16 protein-coding genes and 1 pseudogene are annotated in these 18,331 nt (G+C 59.5%); 13 read left to right on the forward strand and 4 right to left on the reverse strand.

The genetic code is table 11. The features are described from left to right. On the reverse strand, positions 1-150 hold a 150-nt coding region (locus BG457_RS10945), incomplete at its 3' end, for a single-stranded DNA-binding protein (RefSeq protein ID WP_139257689.1). 431 nt (positions 151-581) lie between these two features. Here BG457_RS10945 and BG457_RS10950 point away from each other — a divergent pair. From BG457_RS10950 to BG457_RS11010, 13 genes are all read left to right on the forward strand, one after another. Further along, entirely contained in the window at positions 582-902 is a 321-nt protein-coding gene (locus tag BG457_RS10950; protein WP_071797198.1) for an H-NS histone family protein, read from the forward strand. A 360-nt stretch (positions 903-1,262) separates the two neighbouring features. Further along, entirely contained in the window at positions 1,263-2,129 is an 867-nt protein-coding gene (locus BG457_RS10955; RefSeq protein WP_071797199.1) for a MurR/RpiR family transcriptional regulator, read from the forward strand. Further along, positions 2,126-3,259 (forward strand): ABC transporter substrate-binding protein, encoded by a 1,134-nt coding sequence (locus tag BG457_RS10960; RefSeq protein WP_071797200.1) that lies wholly within the window; start codon positions 2,126-2,128, stop codon positions 3,257-3,259. The genes BG457_RS10955 and BG457_RS10960 overlap by 4 nt, the downstream gene beginning before the upstream one ends. 55 nt (positions 3,260-3,314) lie before the next feature. Continuing rightward, positions 3,315-5,060 carry an ABC transporter permease gene (locus BG457_RS10965; protein ID WP_217649515.1) on the forward strand — a complete coding sequence of 582 codons (1,746 nt, stop codon included), beginning with the start codon at positions 3,315-3,317 and terminating at the stop codon, positions 5,058-5,060. Further along, positions 5,045-6,166, forward strand: a complete 1,122-nt coding sequence (locus tag BG457_RS10970) for an ABC transporter ATP-binding protein (protein WP_217649516.1) — start codon at positions 5,045-5,047, stop codon at positions 6,164-6,166. The genes BG457_RS10965 and BG457_RS10970 overlap by 16 nt, the downstream gene beginning before the upstream one ends. Beyond that, positions 6,163-6,774 (forward strand): histidine phosphatase family protein, encoded by a 612-nt coding sequence (locus BG457_RS10975; protein WP_071797201.1) that lies wholly within the window; start codon positions 6,163-6,165, stop codon positions 6,772-6,774. Before BG457_RS10970 ends, BG457_RS10975 begins: the two co-directional genes overlap by 4 nt. 152 nt (positions 6,775-6,926) lie before the next feature. Continuing rightward, positions 6,927-8,609 (forward strand): Na/Pi cotransporter family protein, encoded by a 1,683-nt coding sequence (locus BG457_RS10980; protein ID WP_071797202.1) that lies wholly within the window; start codon positions 6,927-6,929, stop codon positions 8,607-8,609. Between the two features lie 633 nt (positions 8,610-9,242). Continuing rightward, the gene (locus BG457_RS10985; protein WP_139257691.1) at positions 9,243-10,103 is read left to right on the forward strand and encodes a MurR/RpiR family transcriptional regulator; all 861 of its coding nucleotides are present in this window, start codon (positions 9,243-9,245) and stop codon (positions 10,101-10,103) included. A gap of 192 nt (positions 10,104-10,295) precedes the next feature. Next, positions 10,296-11,273: a TRAP transporter substrate-binding protein gene (locus BG457_RS10990; RefSeq protein WP_071797204.1), complete on the forward strand. Its 978-nt coding sequence runs from the start codon at positions 10,296-10,298 to the stop codon at positions 11,271-11,273. A 69-nt stretch (positions 11,274-11,342) separates the two neighbouring features. After that, positions 11,343-11,864 (forward strand): TRAP transporter small permease, encoded by a 522-nt coding sequence (locus BG457_RS10995; RefSeq protein WP_071797205.1) that lies wholly within the window; start codon positions 11,343-11,345, stop codon positions 11,862-11,864. After that, positions 11,864-13,153 (forward strand): TRAP transporter large permease, encoded by a 1,290-nt coding sequence (locus BG457_RS11000; RefSeq protein WP_071797206.1) that lies wholly within the window; start codon positions 11,864-11,866, stop codon positions 13,151-13,153. Before BG457_RS10995 ends, BG457_RS11000 begins: the two co-directional genes overlap by 1 nt. A gap of 4 nt (positions 13,154-13,157) precedes the next feature. Next, positions 13,158-13,853, forward strand: a complete 696-nt coding sequence (locus tag BG457_RS11005; RefSeq protein ID WP_071797207.1) for an aspartate/glutamate racemase family protein — start codon at positions 13,158-13,160, stop codon at positions 13,851-13,853. Next, positions 13,816-15,027: an MFS transporter gene (locus BG457_RS11010; RefSeq protein WP_084657597.1), complete on the forward strand. Its 1,212-nt coding sequence runs from the start codon at positions 13,816-13,818 to the stop codon at positions 15,025-15,027. Before BG457_RS11005 ends, BG457_RS11010 begins: the two co-directional genes overlap by 38 nt. A gap of 493 nt (positions 15,028-15,520) precedes the next feature. On the opposite strand, the gene BG457_RS20285 is transcribed toward BG457_RS11010, so the two are convergent. From BG457_RS20285 to BG457_RS11020, 3 genes and pseudogenes are all read right to left on the reverse strand, one after another. Further along, on the reverse strand, positions 15,521-15,685 hold the full coding sequence (locus tag BG457_RS20285) for a hypothetical protein (RefSeq protein WP_175546782.1): 165 nt from the start codon (positions 15,683-15,685) through the stop codon (positions 15,521-15,523). A 405-nt stretch (positions 15,686-16,090) separates the two neighbouring features. Then, positions 16,091-16,563, reverse strand: a pseudogene (locus tag BG457_RS11015) (hypothetical protein). A 100-nt stretch (positions 16,564-16,663) separates the two neighbouring features. Next, a partial coding sequence (locus BG457_RS11020; RefSeq protein ID WP_071797211.1) for a DNA-binding protein occupies positions 16,664-18,331 on the reverse strand: 1,668 nt, incomplete at its 5' end.

Consider the following 18,331-nt stretch of genomic DNA (forward strand, 5'->3'; position numbering starts at 1 on the left):
GCCGTTCTCGTCGCGCAGGACGCGACCTTCCGAGAGGCGGGGGCGGGAGGTGGCGAGGCTGAAGTTGGTGATGTTCGTGCCCGCGTCTCGCGTGGTGCGGACTTCGGGGGTCTGACCGATGTTGCCGGCGAGGATGACGATGTTCTGCATGTCTAGCTTCCTTCTGTGTCCTGTCTTCGGGACCGTCCCTTCGACAAGACCCGGAACAAGCCCGTCGGGCGACGCGTGCACGGTGGACAGCATGGACACCGGAAACCCCCAGAGGACCGGGGTGGCGCGGGCAGGACGCCACTGGCGGCCAACACGGCCCGGGCTGACGCGGGGTTGCGCGTGAGAGCCCGAACGGGATTAGGGGATTGTCAGTCGAAGGGATGGGCGAGAAGCCAGAGCGACACGGGGAAGCCAATGCCAGACCCTGTCATCTTGCCAACATGGCCTGTCAGAACCCAAGCCCGGCACGACCTTGGCGGCAGAGCCAGCAGATCACTGATTACGCCCCCCTGCCATCGCCCGCCGGGAGTTGCGGGGCCATGCCGATACAGGCTACCTTGCAGGATCATTCAGGACACGGAAAGCACCGCATGGCTGATTTCGATCTCGAGGCGCTGTCGCTCACGGAGCTGCGCAATTTGCACAAGGACATCGCCAAGGCGATCACCACCTATGAGGACCGGCAGAAGGCAGAGGCCCGCGCCAAGGTGGAAGCATTCGCCAAAGAGTTGGGCCATTCGCTCGCCGAACTGGTCGACAGTGATGCCAAACCCAAACGCGCACCCGTCGCGCCGAAATACCGCCACCCTGAGAGCCCGGCACTCACCTGGTCCGGCCGGGGGCGCAAACCGCAGTGGTTCGTGGAGGCGTTGGAAGCGGGCAAAACCGCAGAGGACATGGCCATCGGCTGAAAGCCGTGGCAACCAGGCGCATTGCCACATTTCACCGAAGCGGCCGCTCGCATGGTCTGTAGCGCGCCACGTTTGACTTGCTCAACGGCGGCAGGTCTCGCGAAGTGTGTTCAGCCTAGGACCGACGTAGAGGGCGGTTTGCCGACTGTGACCTTGCGGCATGGCATATGCAGCATTTGGTTAAAGCGGACTGTCGCCATGGATTAGATGGACAGCGGAAATTGGCAGTTTTCATGTCATCCTGATGAAAGCTCAATCATTGCCACTGATGGCGAGGATTACCTCCGGAAGAGGAGAGCCGTTCGAACGTTGACAGTAAGGAAAATTTCTACTAATGTAAATTTAGAAAGGAAAACTACAATGATGCCTGACATCCTTTCCCGCGTTGGAGCAGTCGGCGAAAAGCTCAGCGAAGCAGAGCAGCGCTTGATAAATTCGTTACTTGAGCGCAGAGACGAGCTGGCCTTGCTGTCGGGGCCACAGTTGGCTGAACAGCTTGATGTGCACGGCGCGGCTCCAACGCGCTTGGCGCAGAAGCTTGGCTACAAGGGCTACCCGGAACTGCGCCGCGCGCTTCAGCAGGATATGCTCAAGGCGCATGATGCCGCCCAACGCATGCGCCGATCAGTCGTGTCGGTTACCGAGGGAAACTATCTCGCCGATCTGGTCGGTTCTGAGATTGCTGCGCTACAAGGCTTGCTTGATGCCGTGTCACAGGCAAGTATCAACGATGCCGCCGATGCTATATTCGCCGCGCGAAAGGTTTTCATTTTTGCACAGGGGCACGCGCAAGCGGTCGCACATTTTCTGATACGGCGCCTCAATCGTTTCGGCATGACTACAATTGCGCTGAGTGGCCGCAGCCGCGATATCGCCGAAAGGCTGGTCGGCATGAACTCCGAGGATGTCGTTGTGTCGCTGGCATTTCGGCGACAGCCTGCAGCCTATTCCCCGATGATGGCGCATGTTCGCAAAACCGGGGCATCGTCAATTCTGATTTCCGACCTTGCCGGTCTGTCGATGACCCCGAGTGCAGAGATAATTCTGGCTGCGCCGCGGGGGCGGTCGCAAAGCGAGTTTCAGACTCCGACAGTGCCCTTAGCTATCGTCACCACAATTCTACTCACACTTGCGGCGCGTCATGAAGCTGCGACTATCGGCTCGTTAGAGCGGCTCTCCGAGTTGTTCGCTGAATTCGAGCATCACAAAGGAGGAGGAAACCGATGAAACACCATCTCAAGATGGCACTGTCAAGTGTCTTGCTAGGGGCGGCGGCTCTGTTTACCGCGCCGGCGCAGGCACAGGATTTCGACACCATGACGGCGGAGGAGTTGCTGCCCCATGCCCTGGAGGAGGGCAAGGTCACGATCCTGTCGCTTTCAAGTCGGATTGCGCAGATCAAGACCAGCTTCGAAGAGAAGTATCCTGGTATCGAGGTCGAGGCTGTCCACCTGAATTCCACGCGCCAGATTGCGCGATTGCAGGCTGAGCAGCGAGCCGGCATATATGCTGTTGACGTTCTCTACATGTCCGAAACACCGGTCGTGTATCGTGATCTGTTGCCCGAAGGCATGGTGGAGGCCTTTATTCCCGCACGGGTGAAGGCAGATGTGCCCGAAGCACTGCGTGAGAATCTTCTGACACACCGGCTCTCCACCAGAGCTCTTATGTACAATGAAGCCGCTCACCCGGATGGCTCTCCGATTGAAAATCTGTGGCAACTGACGACGCCGGAATGGCGTGGCCGTGTTCTGATCGATGATCCGACTCAGCGGGGTGAGACATTGGACCTGCTTGTGGAAATCGCGCTTAACGCGGATGCCATGGCAGAGGCCTATGAGGCACTGTTTGGCGAAGCGATTGAAGTTGACCGTGACCTTGAAGGCGCAGGAGAGCAATTCATCCGCGACTTGTTCAACAATGACGTCGTCATGATTAATGACACCCAAACCCTTCGATCCGCCATCGGCCTCATTTCAGAGGGGGCCAAGCCAGTCGGGTTCATGACATATTCGGCCTCACGCAACAATGAACGTGACGGAATGGCACTGCAGATCTCGAACGATACTGTTCCGGCGGCCGGGATTCTGTTTCCAACCGTGCTTGCGCTCGGCAAGAACGCCCCGAACCCTGCTGCTGCGCGCCTGATGATCGACTATCTGATGGGCGATGACAGCCCTACCGGCGGCACGGGGTTTGAGCCCTTTGCGGTTCAGGGGGATTACGCCGCCCGCCGCACGATTGTGGATCATCCGGATGCGATCCCTTTTGACGACCTCAATCTGTGGCTCATTGACCCTGAGCGCACGGGTCAAGCGCGCCAGCGTATCCTCGATCTGGTGATCGTGCTCCAGTGACCCATCCTGTCGGGGCCCGGCTTTCCGGGCCCCGACTTGAACCGGAGGATTCCCCATGAATATGCTTGCTGCTCGCGCGCCATGGCTGGCGCGTGCCGTCCAGTCGCGTGATTTTGTCCCATTAATCATGCTCGCATTCACTGCGCTGCTTGTGGTTGCGCCGCTGACGATGATCCTGCTTGCCACTCTCACACCCGATGGTCAGGCCGCATGGCAGGCTGTCACCAATAGCCCGCTGTCGCGAAACCTGTGGTGGCGACCACTTGGCAACACGGTAATTCTTGGTATTGGGGTAACCATTGGCTCGGTCCTGTTGGGCGGCTTTCTGGCATGGCTGATCGTGTTGACCGATGTGCCAATGCGGAGGTTTCTGGCTGTTATGTCGATCCTCCCCTTCATGACACCCAGCTTTGCATCGGCTCTGGCATGGGCAACATTGTTCCGCAACGAAAGGATCGGTGGACAAGCGGGGTATCTGGCTTCCAACGGGATTCCGATTCCCGATTGGCTGGCCTGGGGTCTTGTTCCGACGCTGATTGTGCTGATCGCACAGTTCTATTCACTGGCTTACACGCTAATCGCGGCATCGCTGAGTTCGGTCAGTGGGGATCTGGTGGAATCGGCCGAGATGGCCGGGGCGAAGCGTGGGCGGATCCTGTTCGGGATTGTCTTGCCCATCGTCACCCCTGCGTTGATTTCGGGCGGAATGCTGGCCTTTGCAGGGGCCGTATCGAACTTCGCGGCACCCGCGCTGCTGGGTGCGCCTGTGCGAATGCAAACCCTGTCAACGCGGATATACGGGATGGTCCAGACAGGGAATATCGAGCGCGGCTATGTCCTAGCGCTTCTACTGATGATCGCGGCAGCCGCGTTGTTGTATTTCAGTGATCGCTTTGTTTCGGGGCGGCGAGCTTTTGTCACGGTCACCGGCAAAGGTACGCGGACAAAGCGCTTCGCTTTGGGCCGCTGGCGCTGGCCGTTGTTCGTCTTTGCGACGGCCATTGGTGTCATCACCACGATCGTTCCAATTGTCGTGCTCTTCGCATCCAGCATGGCGCCCCGTCCAGGTGTGTTGTTTTCAAACTGGACGCTGCACTACTGGATCGGACAAGGCGGCACCCAGATCGCAGAAGGCCAGGCGGGCATCTTTCGCAACCCGCATCTGATCGACGGGATATTCACGACGATCCGGCTTGGGCTGACAGTGGCGGCCTGCGCGATGGTTGTAGGTCTCATGATCGCATACACGATTGTCCGGTATAAAGCCTCACCCTACACGCGGCTTCTCAGCCAGCTGTCATTCGTTCCGCTGTTCATCCCCTCGATCGCGATGGCAGCGGCTTATATTGCGATGTATGGCACGTCATTGGGGCCAATTCCCGCACTATACGGCACGTTTATCCTGATCGTGATGGCGGCAACGGCAAACCTGATGCCCTATGCCGTGCAATCAGGCAGAGGGGTGCTAAGTCAGTTATCCGCCGATCTTGAGGAAAGCGCGCGGCTAACAGGTGCAGGCCCAATGCGTCGGATGATGGAGATCATCGTTCCGCTTGCGATCCGAGGAATCATGGCAGGCGGATTGTTGGTCTTCGTCAAGATTGTCCGAGACCTGTCACTGGTCGTGCTGCTGTTCAGCGCATCGACCCCGCTGCTGAGCATGATCGCGTTTCAATATGCAAGCCAAGGCTTCATGCAATTCGCAAATGCAGTCACGCTTTTGATCTTGGTGCTGTGCTTGCTGGCCTCATTCCTCGCCCACCTCTTGCAGAACAAGGTGCAAAAATGGAAAAAAACCTGAATTCCGTCGAGCGCATGACAGCGTCGACCGAACCGGCCATTGCGATTCGGAATCTGCATAAGCGGTTCGACGATGTATCTGCCGTGTCGGACGTCAATATCTCGGTTCCGGCTGGTGCCTTCCTGGTATTGGTGGGGCCGTCTGGCTGCGGAAAATCCACCCTGCTTCGGATGCTGGCCGGGCTTGAGCCGCCAAGTGACGGAGAGATCGCCTTTGGGGGCAAGGTTGTATCCAATGGCAAAGCGGGGGTGATACATAGCGCCGCCTCCCGAGACGCAGGGATGGTGTTCCAGAGCTATGCCCTTTGGCCCCACAAGACAGTGGAGGGTAACATTGATTGGCCGCTCAAGGTCGCGGGCTGGAGCCGCAAGGACCGGGCCCGCCGTATCGAAGAGGTGTTGGAGTTTCTCGATATTTCAGCACTGCGTTCCCGCTATCCGGCCGAAATGTCGGGAGGGCAGCAGCAGCGTGTCGCAATCGCGCGCACAATTGGGCCGCAGCCGAAGATTCTGCTGCTCGATGAACCGCTGTCAAATCTTGACGCGAAGCTCCGTGTCGATATGCGCAGCGAATTGATGCGTATCCACCGCGCGACCAAGGCAACTTCGGTATATGTTACCCATGATCAGGTTGAGGCCATGACTATGGCCACACATGTTGCTGTGCTGCGCGGCGGCCGGGTAGAGCAGTTCGGTTCACCTGACGAACTCCTGATGAAACCGCAAACCACCTTTGTCGCAACCTTTCTGGGAACTCCGGCGGGAAATGTCATTCCGGTGCAAGCTGTTGGCGATCAGCTCTGCCATGACGGCACAGCACTTGCTCCCGCATTAATGGCGGAAGGGCATGGCAAGGCGCAACTTCTGTATCGTGCGCAGGATATAACTGTCGGCCGACAAGATGGTGTTCCGGTGATGCAGGCCACATATGCAGAGTCGTCTCCTATTGCAGGGCAAACCATGATTACATGTATGGTCGGTGATCTGCGAATTACTGCCATGGTGGATGGGTTCTTTCGAGCTGTTGCGGGCGAAACAATAGAGATCAGCTTCTTGCGAGCGCCGGATGCAGTATTTGACGAAAACGGGGACAGGATTTCGAAATGAGACTGATACTTGTCCGTCATGGTGAGACGCTTTGGAATATAGAACAGCGGCTCCAGGGGCATGCCGACGCACCGCTTTCGCCGCGTGGTGTTCAACAGGCTGAATCCTTCATTCATTTCGCGCGAGCGCTGGAACCTAAGGGAGTAGTCTCTTCCGATCTTGGTCGCTGTCGCGAAACCGCACGCATCATGGGGTTCGAAGACGCGCCTGCCGATGCTCGGCTACGCGAGTTGAACATGGGCGATTGGACTGGTCGAACGAAGCCTGAATTAATTGCGACGCAGCCGGAACAATACTGGGCGTGGCGCGCCGGTCACTACTACCCGAAAAATGGAGAAACCCTTGAGAGCTTTCGCGAGAGAGTCGCCGAAGGACTGCGCGACTGGTTGCGTCGAACCAACGGCGATTTGCTGGCAATAGTGCATAGCGGGGTTGTGCGTGCAGCACTGTCTGCGTTCCTGGGGCTTGATCAGGAAAAGCTTGTGCCCGTTACGCCCGGGACCGGCACCATTCTGAATTTCGCCGATGCGTCGTCAGACAATGTGCGGCTCGAAGGGTTCAATCTCGGGCTGTTCGCTCCACAAGAAGAGGCGACGCTGTCCGACTAGAGGGTGTTGCGCTCATCGGATTCTCGCTGCGCCCTCGCTCCTTTTTGACGTCGCATGTTCGAGGAACTCAAACCGGGAACCGCTTTTCTGCAACATGCCCCAAGAGGCTCGGTCAACCCGGCTCATGATCGAATGCCGAAGGAACTGCAATCATGTCCGCCTCGTTGATTCTCATCGAAATGGCAGGTGCCGTTGCACTTCTGCTCTGGGCAACCCGCCTAGTTCAGAACGGCGTGCAGCGGGCTTTTGGCCACGTCCTCAAGGACGTCTTGCGAAAAGCTCTGGGATCCCCGTTCGGCGCCGCCGCCGCAGGGGCTGGACTTGCAATGGCGCTGCAAAGCGCAACGGCAGTTGCAGTAATCGTAACGGGGTTCGTCGGAGCGGGCTTTGTGTCAGTCGTGCGTGGGATAACGGCACTGCTCGGTGCGGATCTCGGATCGGCAGTTGTAGCATTGGTGTTGCGCCTTGACCTGTCGCTGTTGATGCCGGTTCTGCTTTTGGTCGGCCTCATCTTGTATCGGCGCGCGACTGGCGGCCAAGGTACGGCGCGCGGCAAAGAGATTGCCAAGATCCTGCTCGGTGTCGGCTTGATCCTTTTGTCATTGCGGTTGATCGGCAATGCAGCGGCTCCACTGCGTGACAGTGCTCTGCTGCCTGCGGCGCTCGGGTTTCTGGCTGATGACTGGCTCTCTGCGTTTCTGTTGGCTGCCCTATTTACACTTCTGCTGCATTCATCAATTGCAGCTGTTCTGGTGCTGGCTGCGATGGCGCAGCAAGGCTTGATGCCCTCAGCCCTGATTCTGCCCTTGGTTCTGGGAGTGAATGCGGGCGCGGCGATCATCCCCTGGTATCTGATGCGCGGCCAGGATGTCCTCGCCAGACAGGTACCATTGGCTAATCTCGTGCTGCGCGGTGGCGGCGCGGTTCTGGGTCTGATCGTTCTTCTGACGCTACAGCCTGATCCAGATGAACTGGCTTTCCTGATCGGTCCGGAGGCAGATGGCGCAACATTTGTCATCATACATGTGGCGCTGAACGGTGCCTTGCTCTTGGCAGGGATGGTTCTGGCGACGGCGCTGGCGCGTGGTCTGCAGCTGGTTCTGCGCCAAAGCGCGGCATCCGCCAACGCATCGCTGGAAAAACGCCCTAGTTCATTGAATGAAACTGATCTTGGCATGCCATCGGTTGCTTTGGCGAATGCGCAGCGCGAAATGACAGTGATATGCGGGCTGATCGAATCCATGCTCGGGCACCTGCCCGACCTATACAACACACCGAAGCCGGAGGTGTTGACTGCACTTCGCGAACTTGATGATGAAGTCGACGCACTTCATACGGAGATCAAATTATATGTCGCTCGTATTCCTTCTGATGTCATGGATATATCGGAAACGGCCAGGGCGGACGAAATATTGAGCGCCACAATAAAACTTGAACAGATTTCCGACATTATCACGCGTAACCTTCTTACAAAGGCCGAAAAGAAATCCGGCAGGGGAGTTCATTTTTCTGATGAAGGCTGGGCTGAAATCACAGCTATTCATGCCGAAGTGATGATCAATGCGCGCAGAGCATACGCCGCCCTGTTTTCCGGTGATATTGAGATGGCGCGACTTCTTGTTCGTAGCAAGCAGCATTTGCGGTGTCTCGAACAGCAGAGTGAAGCAAACCACTTGAGCCGACTCCGTGCCGGCGACGTTCAGGCACGCGAAACCAGCACTATGCATGTAGATACGATACGCGACCTCAAGGAAATCAATTCGCTCTTTGTCGCGGTCACATATCCAATGCTGGAGCGCGAGGGATTGCTTAGTTCGAGCCGGCTGGTAGAATGACGTATCTGCACCCCTGTGCCGCGTCAGTGCTCTCGAGCGCCGTAAACATTCATGGTACCGGGGAATTTGCACCACTTCGACAGGCTGACCCAAAGCCGCTCGGACGAACAGATGGATGAAGCTCTGCCGCGACGGTCCACCACCATCACCAACTACCGGGTAGACGTGAGAATCTGCGGCCTGCTGGACGGCCCGGACGCCGGGTAAGAGACACCCGATTCACCCTGTTGAAACCACCTCGGACACGAACGGCAGCTTCCGGCTGCAGCCCACAAAGAATCGACTGGCGGCTATGGGCCGACCACGTCGATCCTGTCGTTGCCTTTGCACCGGGCCGAATGGCGACTGACGGCGGCGCGGCAATGCACTCGCAGAAAATGGCTGAAGTGGCCAGCGCCTCCGCGCCCGCCCCTGAGTAGCTGCAGTCGGCAGAGAGCGGAGTCTGCAAAAAGTCGTGCGCAATGGCGGGACCATCGACATGCCGAGCTATCTGCGGACGGCTGCAAGGTAGAGCGGTCTATGACGGCTTCGTCTCGATTGCCAATACAGGCGCATCTTGAACCGATTGTGCTTGCATCAATTCACTGGTCAATCATTCCAGAACTCAGGTAACAAGACGGAATGACACGTTCCATGTCCGGTTCCTATATCGCCCGCATAAGGGACTCATTGCCTTCTTTGCACCCGAGCGAACGGCGGCTGGCCGACACGATTCTGTCCTTCCCTGGCGAAATTGCCAGCTATTCGGCCACGGAGCTTGCGCAGCTTGCCAATGTGTCGAATGCAACCGTCACACGGTTCGTGCGTCGGCTTGGGTATGAGAATTTCGATCAGGCAAGGCAGGCGGCGCGCGCGACCCAGCAGACTGGCGCCGCTGTTTTTCGGGTCTCCGCCGACGAAAAAGGGCCCGAAGCTGCGCTGATGGCGCAGATCGCTCAAGGCCGCCAGAACGTTGAAAGCAGTTTCGCCGCCATCTCTCTGGCCGAAATCGATGATCTGGCCGATGCGCTGCTGCAGGCCGGACGGGTCTGGATCATCGGGTTTCGCACCGCGCAGGCCTTTGCCTTCTATCTGGGGGCGCAGGTCGGGCAGATCGTGCAGAATGTGACGGTCCTGCCGATCGCCGGGCAGACATTCGCCGAGAGCCTTGGCAGCATCTCGGCGGGGGATGTGGTCATCTTATTCGCGCTGCGACGTACTGTACGTCAATTGCCAGCGCTCTGTCGTGAGCTGCGTCAAACCCCGGCGCGCACAGCATTGATCAGTGACGTGGCACCCCAAGCGGGGGCCGATCTGTCGCAATTCGAGGCGGAACTGATGCCGCAATGGCGGCTACGCGTGCAGACGACGGCACCCGGCCCGTTGTTCAACCATGCCGCCGTTCTGACCCTGTGCCACATCCTTGCCACCCGCGTCCTCGAGCGCTCGGGGCAGTCCGGGCGCAAGCGCCTTCTCGCGATCGAAGCCCTGCATGATTCGCTCGATGAACTCTAGGTTCCGGGCTTTCAGACCGCCTGATCTCTGAGCAAAAACTGCCTTCCTGCACAAATAAATACCTCGTTTCGGCGCTGGATCCAAAAAAAAACGTGGCGAAAAAAAATTTTCATGCCATCATGTGATGAAAAAATAATACCGTTGAATTGCCCATATCCGGCTGTCCGACACACCAACTCCAGAGGTATCAAGATGTCCTTCAATCTCCGTCTCTCCGCATTGGCCACATCTGTCGCGCTCTTCCTGCCCACCATCGCGCCAGCGCAGGTGCTGCAGATCAACTCATCCCTGCCCGATGGCAGCTTTGCACATGCCTTCTTGCTGGAATTCAAGGAACGGGTCGAAAGCGAACTGCCCGGCATGGATGTGCAGATCTTCATGGGCAATACGCTTGGGTCAGAAGAAGATGTGTTGCAGGGGCTCGGCTTTGGCACGCATCACGCTTCGCTTTCAGCTTCCGCCGTCGTGCAGGTGAACCCGCGCACGGCTGTCTTCGATCTGCCCTATCTGTTCGAGGACCGTGACAAGGTGCAGGAATTCGCGGCCTCTCCCGCCTTTGACATGCTTGCGGACGGCTTTGCAGGGCGTGGAATTGTGCTTTCTGCGCTGTGGGATAACGGTTTTCGCGTCATCACCAATTCCGTGCGTCCTATTGTAACGCCTGATGACATGCGCGGGTTGAAAATCCGCACTCCCACCTCGCGCCAGCGTGTCGCGATGTTCAACACCTTGGGCGCGAATGCCACTCCGTTGTCATTTGGCGAAGTTTATTCGGGCCTTGATCAGGGCGTGATCGACGGGCAGGAAAATCCCGCCCAGATCGCCGAGAGCGCCCGCTTGTATGAAGTCCAGAGCTACCTGTCGCTGTCCAATCATGTCTATCTGCCCACCTTCATGCTGTTCGGCGAGCCCTGGCTGAATTCCCAGACCCCCGAAGTGCGCGAGACTGTGCTGCGTGTTGCCGCCGAGACCGCGCCCTGGACCTTTGCCTGGGGCGAGGAGACCGATGCCCGCGTGTTGGCAGACCTTGCCGACAAGATCGCCATCAACGAGGTCGATTTCGCCGCCTTTCAGGCCGCGGCACTGCCGCTCTATGATGATCCGCTCTTTGTCGATGCCATTGGCGCGGACATGATCGCTATCACGCGCGAAGTGCTCGGGCTTGACTGATCCAGCTTGCAGCCCGCGCGCAACAGTGCGCGGGCTCCCTCTTGCCACTCGATCCTGTAGGAGAGCGTCATGAACACTCTTGGAAAGGGCGTGGTCTGGCTTGATCGCTGGATGTGCCGCGCGCTGGATGTCTTTACCATCACCGTGGCCGGCATCCTGCTGATCTTGCTGAATTACGCAGTCTTTGCCCGTTTCGTGCTCAATGCCTCCGTGTCCTGGGGCGAGGAATTGCCCGCGCATATCCTTGCCATGCTCACATTCATAGGTGCGGCCTATCTCACACGCACCAATGAGCATCTTGGCTTCGATTCCTTCCTGCGGATCCTGAATCTGGGCGTCCAGCGTATCATCCTGTGCATCAGCCAGATCCTGATGGCGGGCTTTGGCGCAGCCCTCTTCTGGTATGGTGGGAAGGCGGCACTCAGCTTCACGGGCCGCACACTGATTTCGGTCGATCTGCCCGTAATCCTGTTCCGGGGCGCCATGCCGATCGGCGGCGGGCTGATCGTGCTGATCTGCACGGTACGCCTGATCGCGCTGATCATGGGCCGGATCAATCCCGGCGAACTCCTGCCCGAAGGAGATGGCTGATGTTTCTCGCTCCCGGATATATCATTCTGATCCTGCTCATCGGGCTTTTGATGATGGGCGTCCCGATTGCCTATGTGTTGGGCATCACGGCGACAGTGATGATCTTCCTTGATCCGGCGGTCGTGCCCATGATCATCGGGCTCATCCCATTTGGCGGGGCCAATAACTACCTGCTGGTCGCGGCGCTTCTGTTCATGATCGCGGGCGAAGTGATGAATCAGGGCAAGATTGCCGAGAAGCTTCTGGCATTCGCCTCCTCGCTCGTTGGCCATATCCGTGGCGGTCTGGCGCATGTGAACATCCTGACGTCGCTGTTCTTCTCAGAGATATCAGGAACTGCGACCTCGGATGCGGCCGCCATCGGTTCAGTCATGATCCCGCAGATGAAGAAACGCGGCTATTCGGCGGCTTTCGCAGCAGCGGTGACCTCGACCTCGGCGACAATGGCGATCATCGTACCGCCCTCGCTGAACCTGATCCTCTATGCCTATGTCGCCAATGCCTCGATTGCGGAACTCTTCGCCGCCGGCATCATTCCGGGCTTTCTGGTCTGCTTCTTGCTGCTCATGACCGCTTACATCGTGGCCGTGGTCAAGGGCTTCCCGACCGAGGGCGCTTTCAGCTTCGCCCGTGTGATCGACACCGGCAAGGATGCGGCCTTGCCGCTGACGCTGCCGATCCTGATCCTTGTGGGCATCCTAGGCGGCATCTTCACGGCCACCGAGGCCGGAGCCGTCGCGGCACTTTGGTCGATCGTGATGGCCGCGCTCGTCTATCGCACCTTGAGCTGGGAGAGCTTCATTGACACGCTGCGCATTGCAGGCAAGCGTTCAGCGATGCTCATGTTCATTGTCGCGACCTCGACGCTTCTGGGCTGGTATCTGACCAATCAGCGCATCCCGCAGGACATCGCGAATGCGATCCTTGGGATCTCTGACAATTACTGGATCGTGCTGCTGGCGATCAATGTGTTCTTCCTGCTGGCGGGAACCATCGTGCATGGCACGCCCGCGATCCTGATGCTGGTACCGATCTTCCTGCCGCTGGCTGACCAACTCGGGATCGACAGGGTTCATTTCGGGCTGATCATCACGATCAATCTCGGCATTGGTCAGCAGACACCGCCTGTGGCCTCGGTCGTGCTGATCACCTGCTCGATTGCCAAGATTTCCATCGGCAAGATCATCCCGCCGCTGATGATCTTCATCGGGGCGATGCTGGTCGCCCTGACGCTGGTCAATATCTTCCCGGCCATTTCACTCTGGCTGCCATCCATCATATTGGGGTGAGACAATGAGACTTCTGATCATCAATCCCAATTCCTCGGCCACGGTCACAGCGCGGATCGATGCGGCGGCCCAAGCCGCCCGCCAACCCGGCGAGGAGATCACGACGATCTACGCCAGAGGTGCACCCGATCTGATCGTCACGCCTGAGGATGCACGCAAGGCCGAGCAGGCCGTGACGCAAACCCTTGCCGCATGGAAGCACCCGGTCGATGGCGTCATCCTCGCCTCGTTTGGGGACACAGGGCTGGACGCTGTGCGCGCGCAGACCAGCACGCCCGTGGTTGGGATTGCGCAATCGGCCTATGCCATGGCCTCGGTGCTGGGGCCGCGCATGTCGATCGTGTCCTTCGCGCCCACAATGGCCGATGCCTTGCGCAAGACTGCTCTGGGCTATGGGCATGGCGACCGTCTGGTCGCCATGCATATGGTACATGGCGCAAGCTGGGATGACCCCGGCGAGATACAGGTCCAGCTTGAGGCGCAATTGCTGGAACTGTGCAAGATCTCGGCACGCGAGGATCGGGTCGACAGCATCGTTCTGGGTGGCGGACCGCTGGCAGGACTGGCCGCGCGGCTTCAGCCGCAGGTCCCGGTTCCGGTGATCGACGGAACCACGGCCGCGATTGCCACATTGCGCGTGGCGCTTGGTGTGACCCCGCCGAATGCCGACAGCACGCTGCGACAAGCCGCCCTCGTGTGACATGATCAACCCGATCCGCGTGAAGGTCCAGTTCAGCCTGATCTTTATTGCACATGCCCTTGGCGCGATGTCAGTTCTGTCGGTCCTGACTGCTGGACCTCAACTGGTGACCGCGTTGGGGCTGACGCCATTGCAACTGGGTGGCTTGGCCAGTGTCTATTCGGCAGCCCTTGCAGCCGCGTCGCTTCCCGCCGGACTGGTCACAGATCGGCTTGGCACGCGCACTGCCCTGAGCCTTGCCGCCCTGATCATCGCATCAGGACTGGTGGTGTCGGCCACATCGCAAGGCGTGGTGCAGCTCGGCGCTGGGATGGCCCTGTGCGGTGCGGGCTATGGGCTGATCAACCCGGCAGCGGGGCTTGCAATCACTCTGTGGTTTAGCCCGAAATGGCGCACCACACTTCTGAGCCTGAAGCAAACGGGTGTACCCGCAGGTGCTGCCCTTGGCAGCCTGACCGCATTGCTTGGCCAGGTCTGGGGGTGGCAGGCAGGCATACTGTGCGCCGCTGTGATCGCGCTTCTGGCAGGTCTGCTGTTTTTGCTGCTTCTTCCGCGAGGCGCCCTCCGCCATCCCCCGCGAACGGAGTCAGGTCAGAATAGATTGATCGAGATTCTGGCTCTTCCGGGCCTTGGCCGCGCCAATCTGGTGGCTGGTCTGACCAATGGTGTTCAGTTCGCGCTCTGGGCGCATATCCCCGATCTGCTACAACGAACCTATGAGGCAGGGGCAGCCCTGCTGGGGCTCAGCCTTGCAGCGCTGCATCTGGGGACATTTGCCGGGCGGGTCGCCTGGGGCGCGCTGACGGACCGGCATTTGCGTGGCAATGCCGCGCATGCCTTGTGGTGGCTTTGCCTGATGGGGCTTGCGGGTGTGGCGGCGTTGGGGGCGAGCGCGGTGATCGCCCATCCGCTTCCCGCGGTCCTTGCCTGTTTCCTTCTGGGCTTCACGGCCTGCTCTGCTGTCGGACTGCATGTGGCGCTGACGGCCCGGATCGCGCCCGACTATCTGCTCGGGGGCGCGATGGGATACACGATGCTTTTCACCAATCTGGGCGGCATCATCGTGCCTTTGGTGCTGGGACTTGCCATTTCCCTTGCGGGCATGGGCGGTGCTGCGCTGACGTTTGCCGTCCTGCTTGGACTTGCGCTTGCCTTGCTGGTCAAGTTTCAGTGAGACCTTTTCTTCCACACCTGCGGTTTGCTTGGGAGGCGGCTCACAGGTTATTCTTGGGTAATCCCGTTTGCGCATCGCGCTACGACGATCAGGTTGCCGCCCTGCCAGTCGATGACACGACATATACGGAGCTTTTTCAGACGGTCCGCAATGATGTTGCCTTCTGTTGTATGCCGCACCATTCCTGAGCGACCGCTTTACGATGTCGGCACAGCAGGTCGACCGACCGCAATGGGCCGGGCACGTCGTCGCCCCTGCCCCCGAGGACCGATGGGCATGTCCTGCCCCGAGCCGCAGCGGTGTGTCGCCTGCGATCAAACCGACCGGCTGCTTTTGACGCGTATCCCAGCCGGCGCGCCGCGAAGTTATCGCCGCCTGGATCGCTGGCCAAAGTATTGGCCTGCCCTTTTCGGCCGCGCCTTGGTGGCGCGACAGCGATAGGCCCGGGGGCGTGGTTCACGCCAGCCCGGGGCTTTCGCAGAACCCGTGGGGGTTACTCCCACGGGTCGATCTCGGCTACGAGAGCGACTTCGTCGCCGTCGATGTCATCGGCGGGGACTGCGCCATAGGTGCCATCCCCTGCCTGGAAGACGACGATCGAGACCATCAGCGTGGCGGCGAGCGAGGTGGCGAAGGCGTATGCATCTTTGCGGGACATCTGTTGAGCTCCTGTCTTTGGAGGCGAGGGACCATCCCCCGCGCGACAGGACCCCGAAGGGCTAAAGACTGGCTGACATCACCGGGTGCGTTCGGCCAAGAAAGTGAAACGTGGCCGAATCCGCCCGGCGGCACGGGCTTGCCCGTAGTCCGACCCCTTGCGGGTTGATTTTGATGCCAGGATTTGGGCCAAGGAAGGGCATGGCGAGCGGGGGATGGTGCCTTGACGGCAGGAGCCGTTTGTCCCGAAGATGTGTGCGCCTTTGCCAGCTTTGCTGACCGGATATGGTTGCGGATGTCTTCCTTGGGGATGGACCCTGGCGCGCGCATCCCGCGGGATCATTTGCGACAGGTCAACTTGTGGGAGAGGCCCGCAGTCTGCGGACCCCTCGGAGTTTTGAAAGCCTCAGGCGGCGCGATCCACGCCCCCTGCCCCATCGCTGTCCGCAGCACCGACGATTTCGAGGCGCGCATTGCGGTAGCCTTCCTTGGCGATCCACAGCTCGGCGGCAGTGAGGGACTCGGCGAGATGCAAAAGCTCCGTGTTGCCGCCAAAGTCGAGAAGCACGCGCACCTGCCCCGGCTTTGGTTCCTCAATCACCTCGAAGGAAAGCTGGCTCTCAGCCGAATGGCTGCGCATGATGGTCACGAGGATCACCCCGTCTGAGGCGAAATTCCCCTCATGCAGTGTGAAACTCGCAGGCGCAGTCCATGTCGGATAGACGCGCGGCGGCTCCTTTTTCACAAGACGACCGACGCCGTTGGAGCGTTCCCAGGCCGCCAACTTCTTGGTGAAACGTGCCGGTGGCTTGGGACTGCCATCCGTATAGCGGATCAGCGCCCCAAGGGGGCAGTGTCGATGATGGTTGTTACAGACATGTTTCCTCATCCTGAATGCGAGCTTTGCACCGCATCCTGTTGATATTGTTACGATATAGGGGAAATGAGAGCGGGTTTCCCCGCCCTCGGCTGGCTTTGTCTATTCCGCAGCCATCATGGCAGCAGGCGCATCCGGCAGATCCTCGGTCAGGAAAGCTGGAAGGTCAGCATCGCTGATACTTTCTAGGTCCTCGGAGCCGTTTTCGGCCCCCTGCCCTTCCGCGCCGTCTGCGCCCTCAAACGCCACCAGATCAGCGCGGCGCAGGACCTCGGGCAACCAGCCGGAGCCCTTGAGCAGCCGCTCGGCCTCGCTGGCCATCTCGCCCTTCTTGAGATGATCCAGAAGCTGGGCCGTCCCCTCGCCTTTGGCCTCGCGCACGGCTTCCAGAATACGCGCCTTGGGCACGCGGTTGAGATAAGTGTCGACTGTCGGCTCCCAACCCGCCGCGACCATGTCGAGATCGACAGCCTCGGCCAGACGATCCGCCTGCGCCATGCGCCGGGTCAGCCCGCTGGCCGAGATGCCCGCACCGTAAGGATTGACCTTCTCATGGAGCGCATTGACGCCGAAGCTGAGGCAATGGGCCAGCAGGGACAGACGGCTGGCCTGGTCCAGCGCAGTGAGATAGTCCCAGAGCGCAGCCTCATCGTCCAGCGGCAGATCAGCTTCCCATGCCGCATGCCTATCATCGACTGCAAGCGCCACGGCACTGTCCTTCAGATCAGGTGCTTGCGCAGGCAGATAGACCTGCCGGACAGAGGCCTCGAGACAGCCACCGGGTGCAGCCCCAGCGACGTGGAACGTGTCAGCCACCAGTTTCATCAAGAGCAGCGTGAGTGCGACATCGGGAGACCGACCAAGCGCCTCGCGCAGGGCCAGGGTGCGATGCGCGGTCAGTTCCTGAACGAGGCGCTCGGGCAGAGGCTTCAAAGCGCCTTCATCCTCGTCCTCCGGCAGACCAGCCCCGAGCGGCTGCCCGCCAGAGGTGATGATGGTCCCGACAGAGGCATCGGCATGACCACCGTGGACATCCGAGACGGAAACTCCGGCATCACCCCCCTGCCCCATCTGCGCAGCATCGGCCTCAGTGCCAGTGTTCGCTGCAGTCTCTGCGCGCGGCTCATCCTCGGGTCGGACATAACCGCGGTAAACTGACAACTGCCCCGAGCGATCAAGGGTCACAAAGGCCCCTGCCCGCGTCATTTCATCCGGATCGAAGAGCAGCGGTCGTGCCTCGATCGCTTCCATGGCCAACTCCAATTCGCCAAGACGCGCATCAACCTCTTCGGGTATTTCATCCTGCCCGGCATATTCATCCTCAAGCGCGCGATATTCAGCCAGAAGCGCAGCATGCGCCGAGGTCTCTTCATCACTCATTGGCGCAGGATCACCGGACAGCCGCCGCAACCCTTGACTATAGCCATAAGGCAGATCAAGGGCGACCTCGATCCATTTCCAACCCTCAGTAGCGATCGCTTCGGCCTCAGCCTGCAGCCGATCAGCAACAAGCCGATCGAGCAACGCGACATCCTCAAGCCAGCCACCATCATCGCCCTGAAACAGATCGCGCAGGATGTTGCCGCCTGCGGCTTCATAAGCCTCAGCGCCGACAAATACCGCGCGACGATCCGAGGCGCGGACAGAGGTTTCCGTCAGCATCCGCCGGATCTGAAACGGCTCCTTGTTCCACGAGGATGAAATTACATCCCAGACCTGCATCTGGCGGTCGTGATCCGGATTGACGGTAAATGCCATGAGCTGCTCAAG

The organism is Natronohydrobacter thiooxidans, assembly GCF_001884735.1.
Lineage (GTDB): Bacteria > Pseudomonadota > Alphaproteobacteria > Rhodobacterales > Rhodobacteraceae > Roseinatronobacter > Roseinatronobacter thiooxidans_A.

Excerpts from the sequence above, each read along its gene's own strand:
- BG457_RS10955 (WP_071797199.1), top strand. The coding sequence starts at position 1,263 with ATGATGCCTGACATCCTTTCCCGCGTTGGAGCAGTCGGCGAAAAGCTC.
- BG457_RS11000 (WP_071797206.1), top strand. The coding sequence starts at position 11,864 with ATGTTTCTCGCTCCCGGATATATCATTCTGATCCTGCTCATCGGGCTT.
- BG457_RS10975 (WP_071797201.1), top strand. The coding sequence starts at position 6,163 with ATGAGACTGATACTTGTCCGTCATGGTGAGACGCTTTGGAATATAGAA.
- BG457_RS10970 (WP_217649516.1), top strand. The coding sequence starts at position 5,045 with ATGGAAAAAAACCTGAATTCCGTCGAGCGCATGACAGCGTCGACCGAA.
- BG457_RS11005 (WP_071797207.1), top strand. The coding sequence starts at position 13,158 with ATGAGACTTCTGATCATCAATCCCAATTCCTCGGCCACGGTCACAGCG.
- BG457_RS10980 (WP_071797202.1), top strand. The coding sequence starts at position 6,927 with ATGTCCGCCTCGTTGATTCTCATCGAAATGGCAGGTGCCGTTGCACTT.
- BG457_RS10950 (WP_071797198.1), top strand. The coding sequence starts at position 582 with ATGGCTGATTTCGATCTCGAGGCGCTGTCGCTCACGGAGCTGCGCAAT.
- BG457_RS10965 (WP_217649515.1), top strand. The coding sequence starts at position 3,315 with ATGAATATGCTTGCTGCTCGCGCGCCATGGCTGGCGCGTGCCGTCCAG.
- BG457_RS10990 (WP_071797204.1), top strand. The coding sequence starts at position 10,296 with ATGTCCTTCAATCTCCGTCTCTCCGCATTGGCCACATCTGTCGCGCTC.
- BG457_RS10995 (WP_071797205.1), top strand. The coding sequence starts at position 11,343 with ATGAACACTCTTGGAAAGGGCGTGGTCTGGCTTGATCGCTGGATGTGC.
- BG457_RS10985 (WP_139257691.1), top strand. The coding sequence starts at position 9,243 with ATGTCCGGTTCCTATATCGCCCGCATAAGGGACTCATTGCCTTCTTTG.
- BG457_RS11010 (WP_084657597.1), top strand. The coding sequence starts at position 13,816 with ATGCCGACAGCACGCTGCGACAAGCCGCCCTCGTGTGACATGATCAAC.
- BG457_RS20285 (WP_175546782.1), bottom strand. The coding sequence starts at position 15,685 with ATGTCCCGCAAAGATGCATACGCCTTCGCCACCTCGCTCGCCGCCACG.
- BG457_RS10960 (WP_071797200.1), top strand. The coding sequence starts at position 2,126 with ATGAAACACCATCTCAAGATGGCACTGTCAAGTGTCTTGCTAGGGGCG.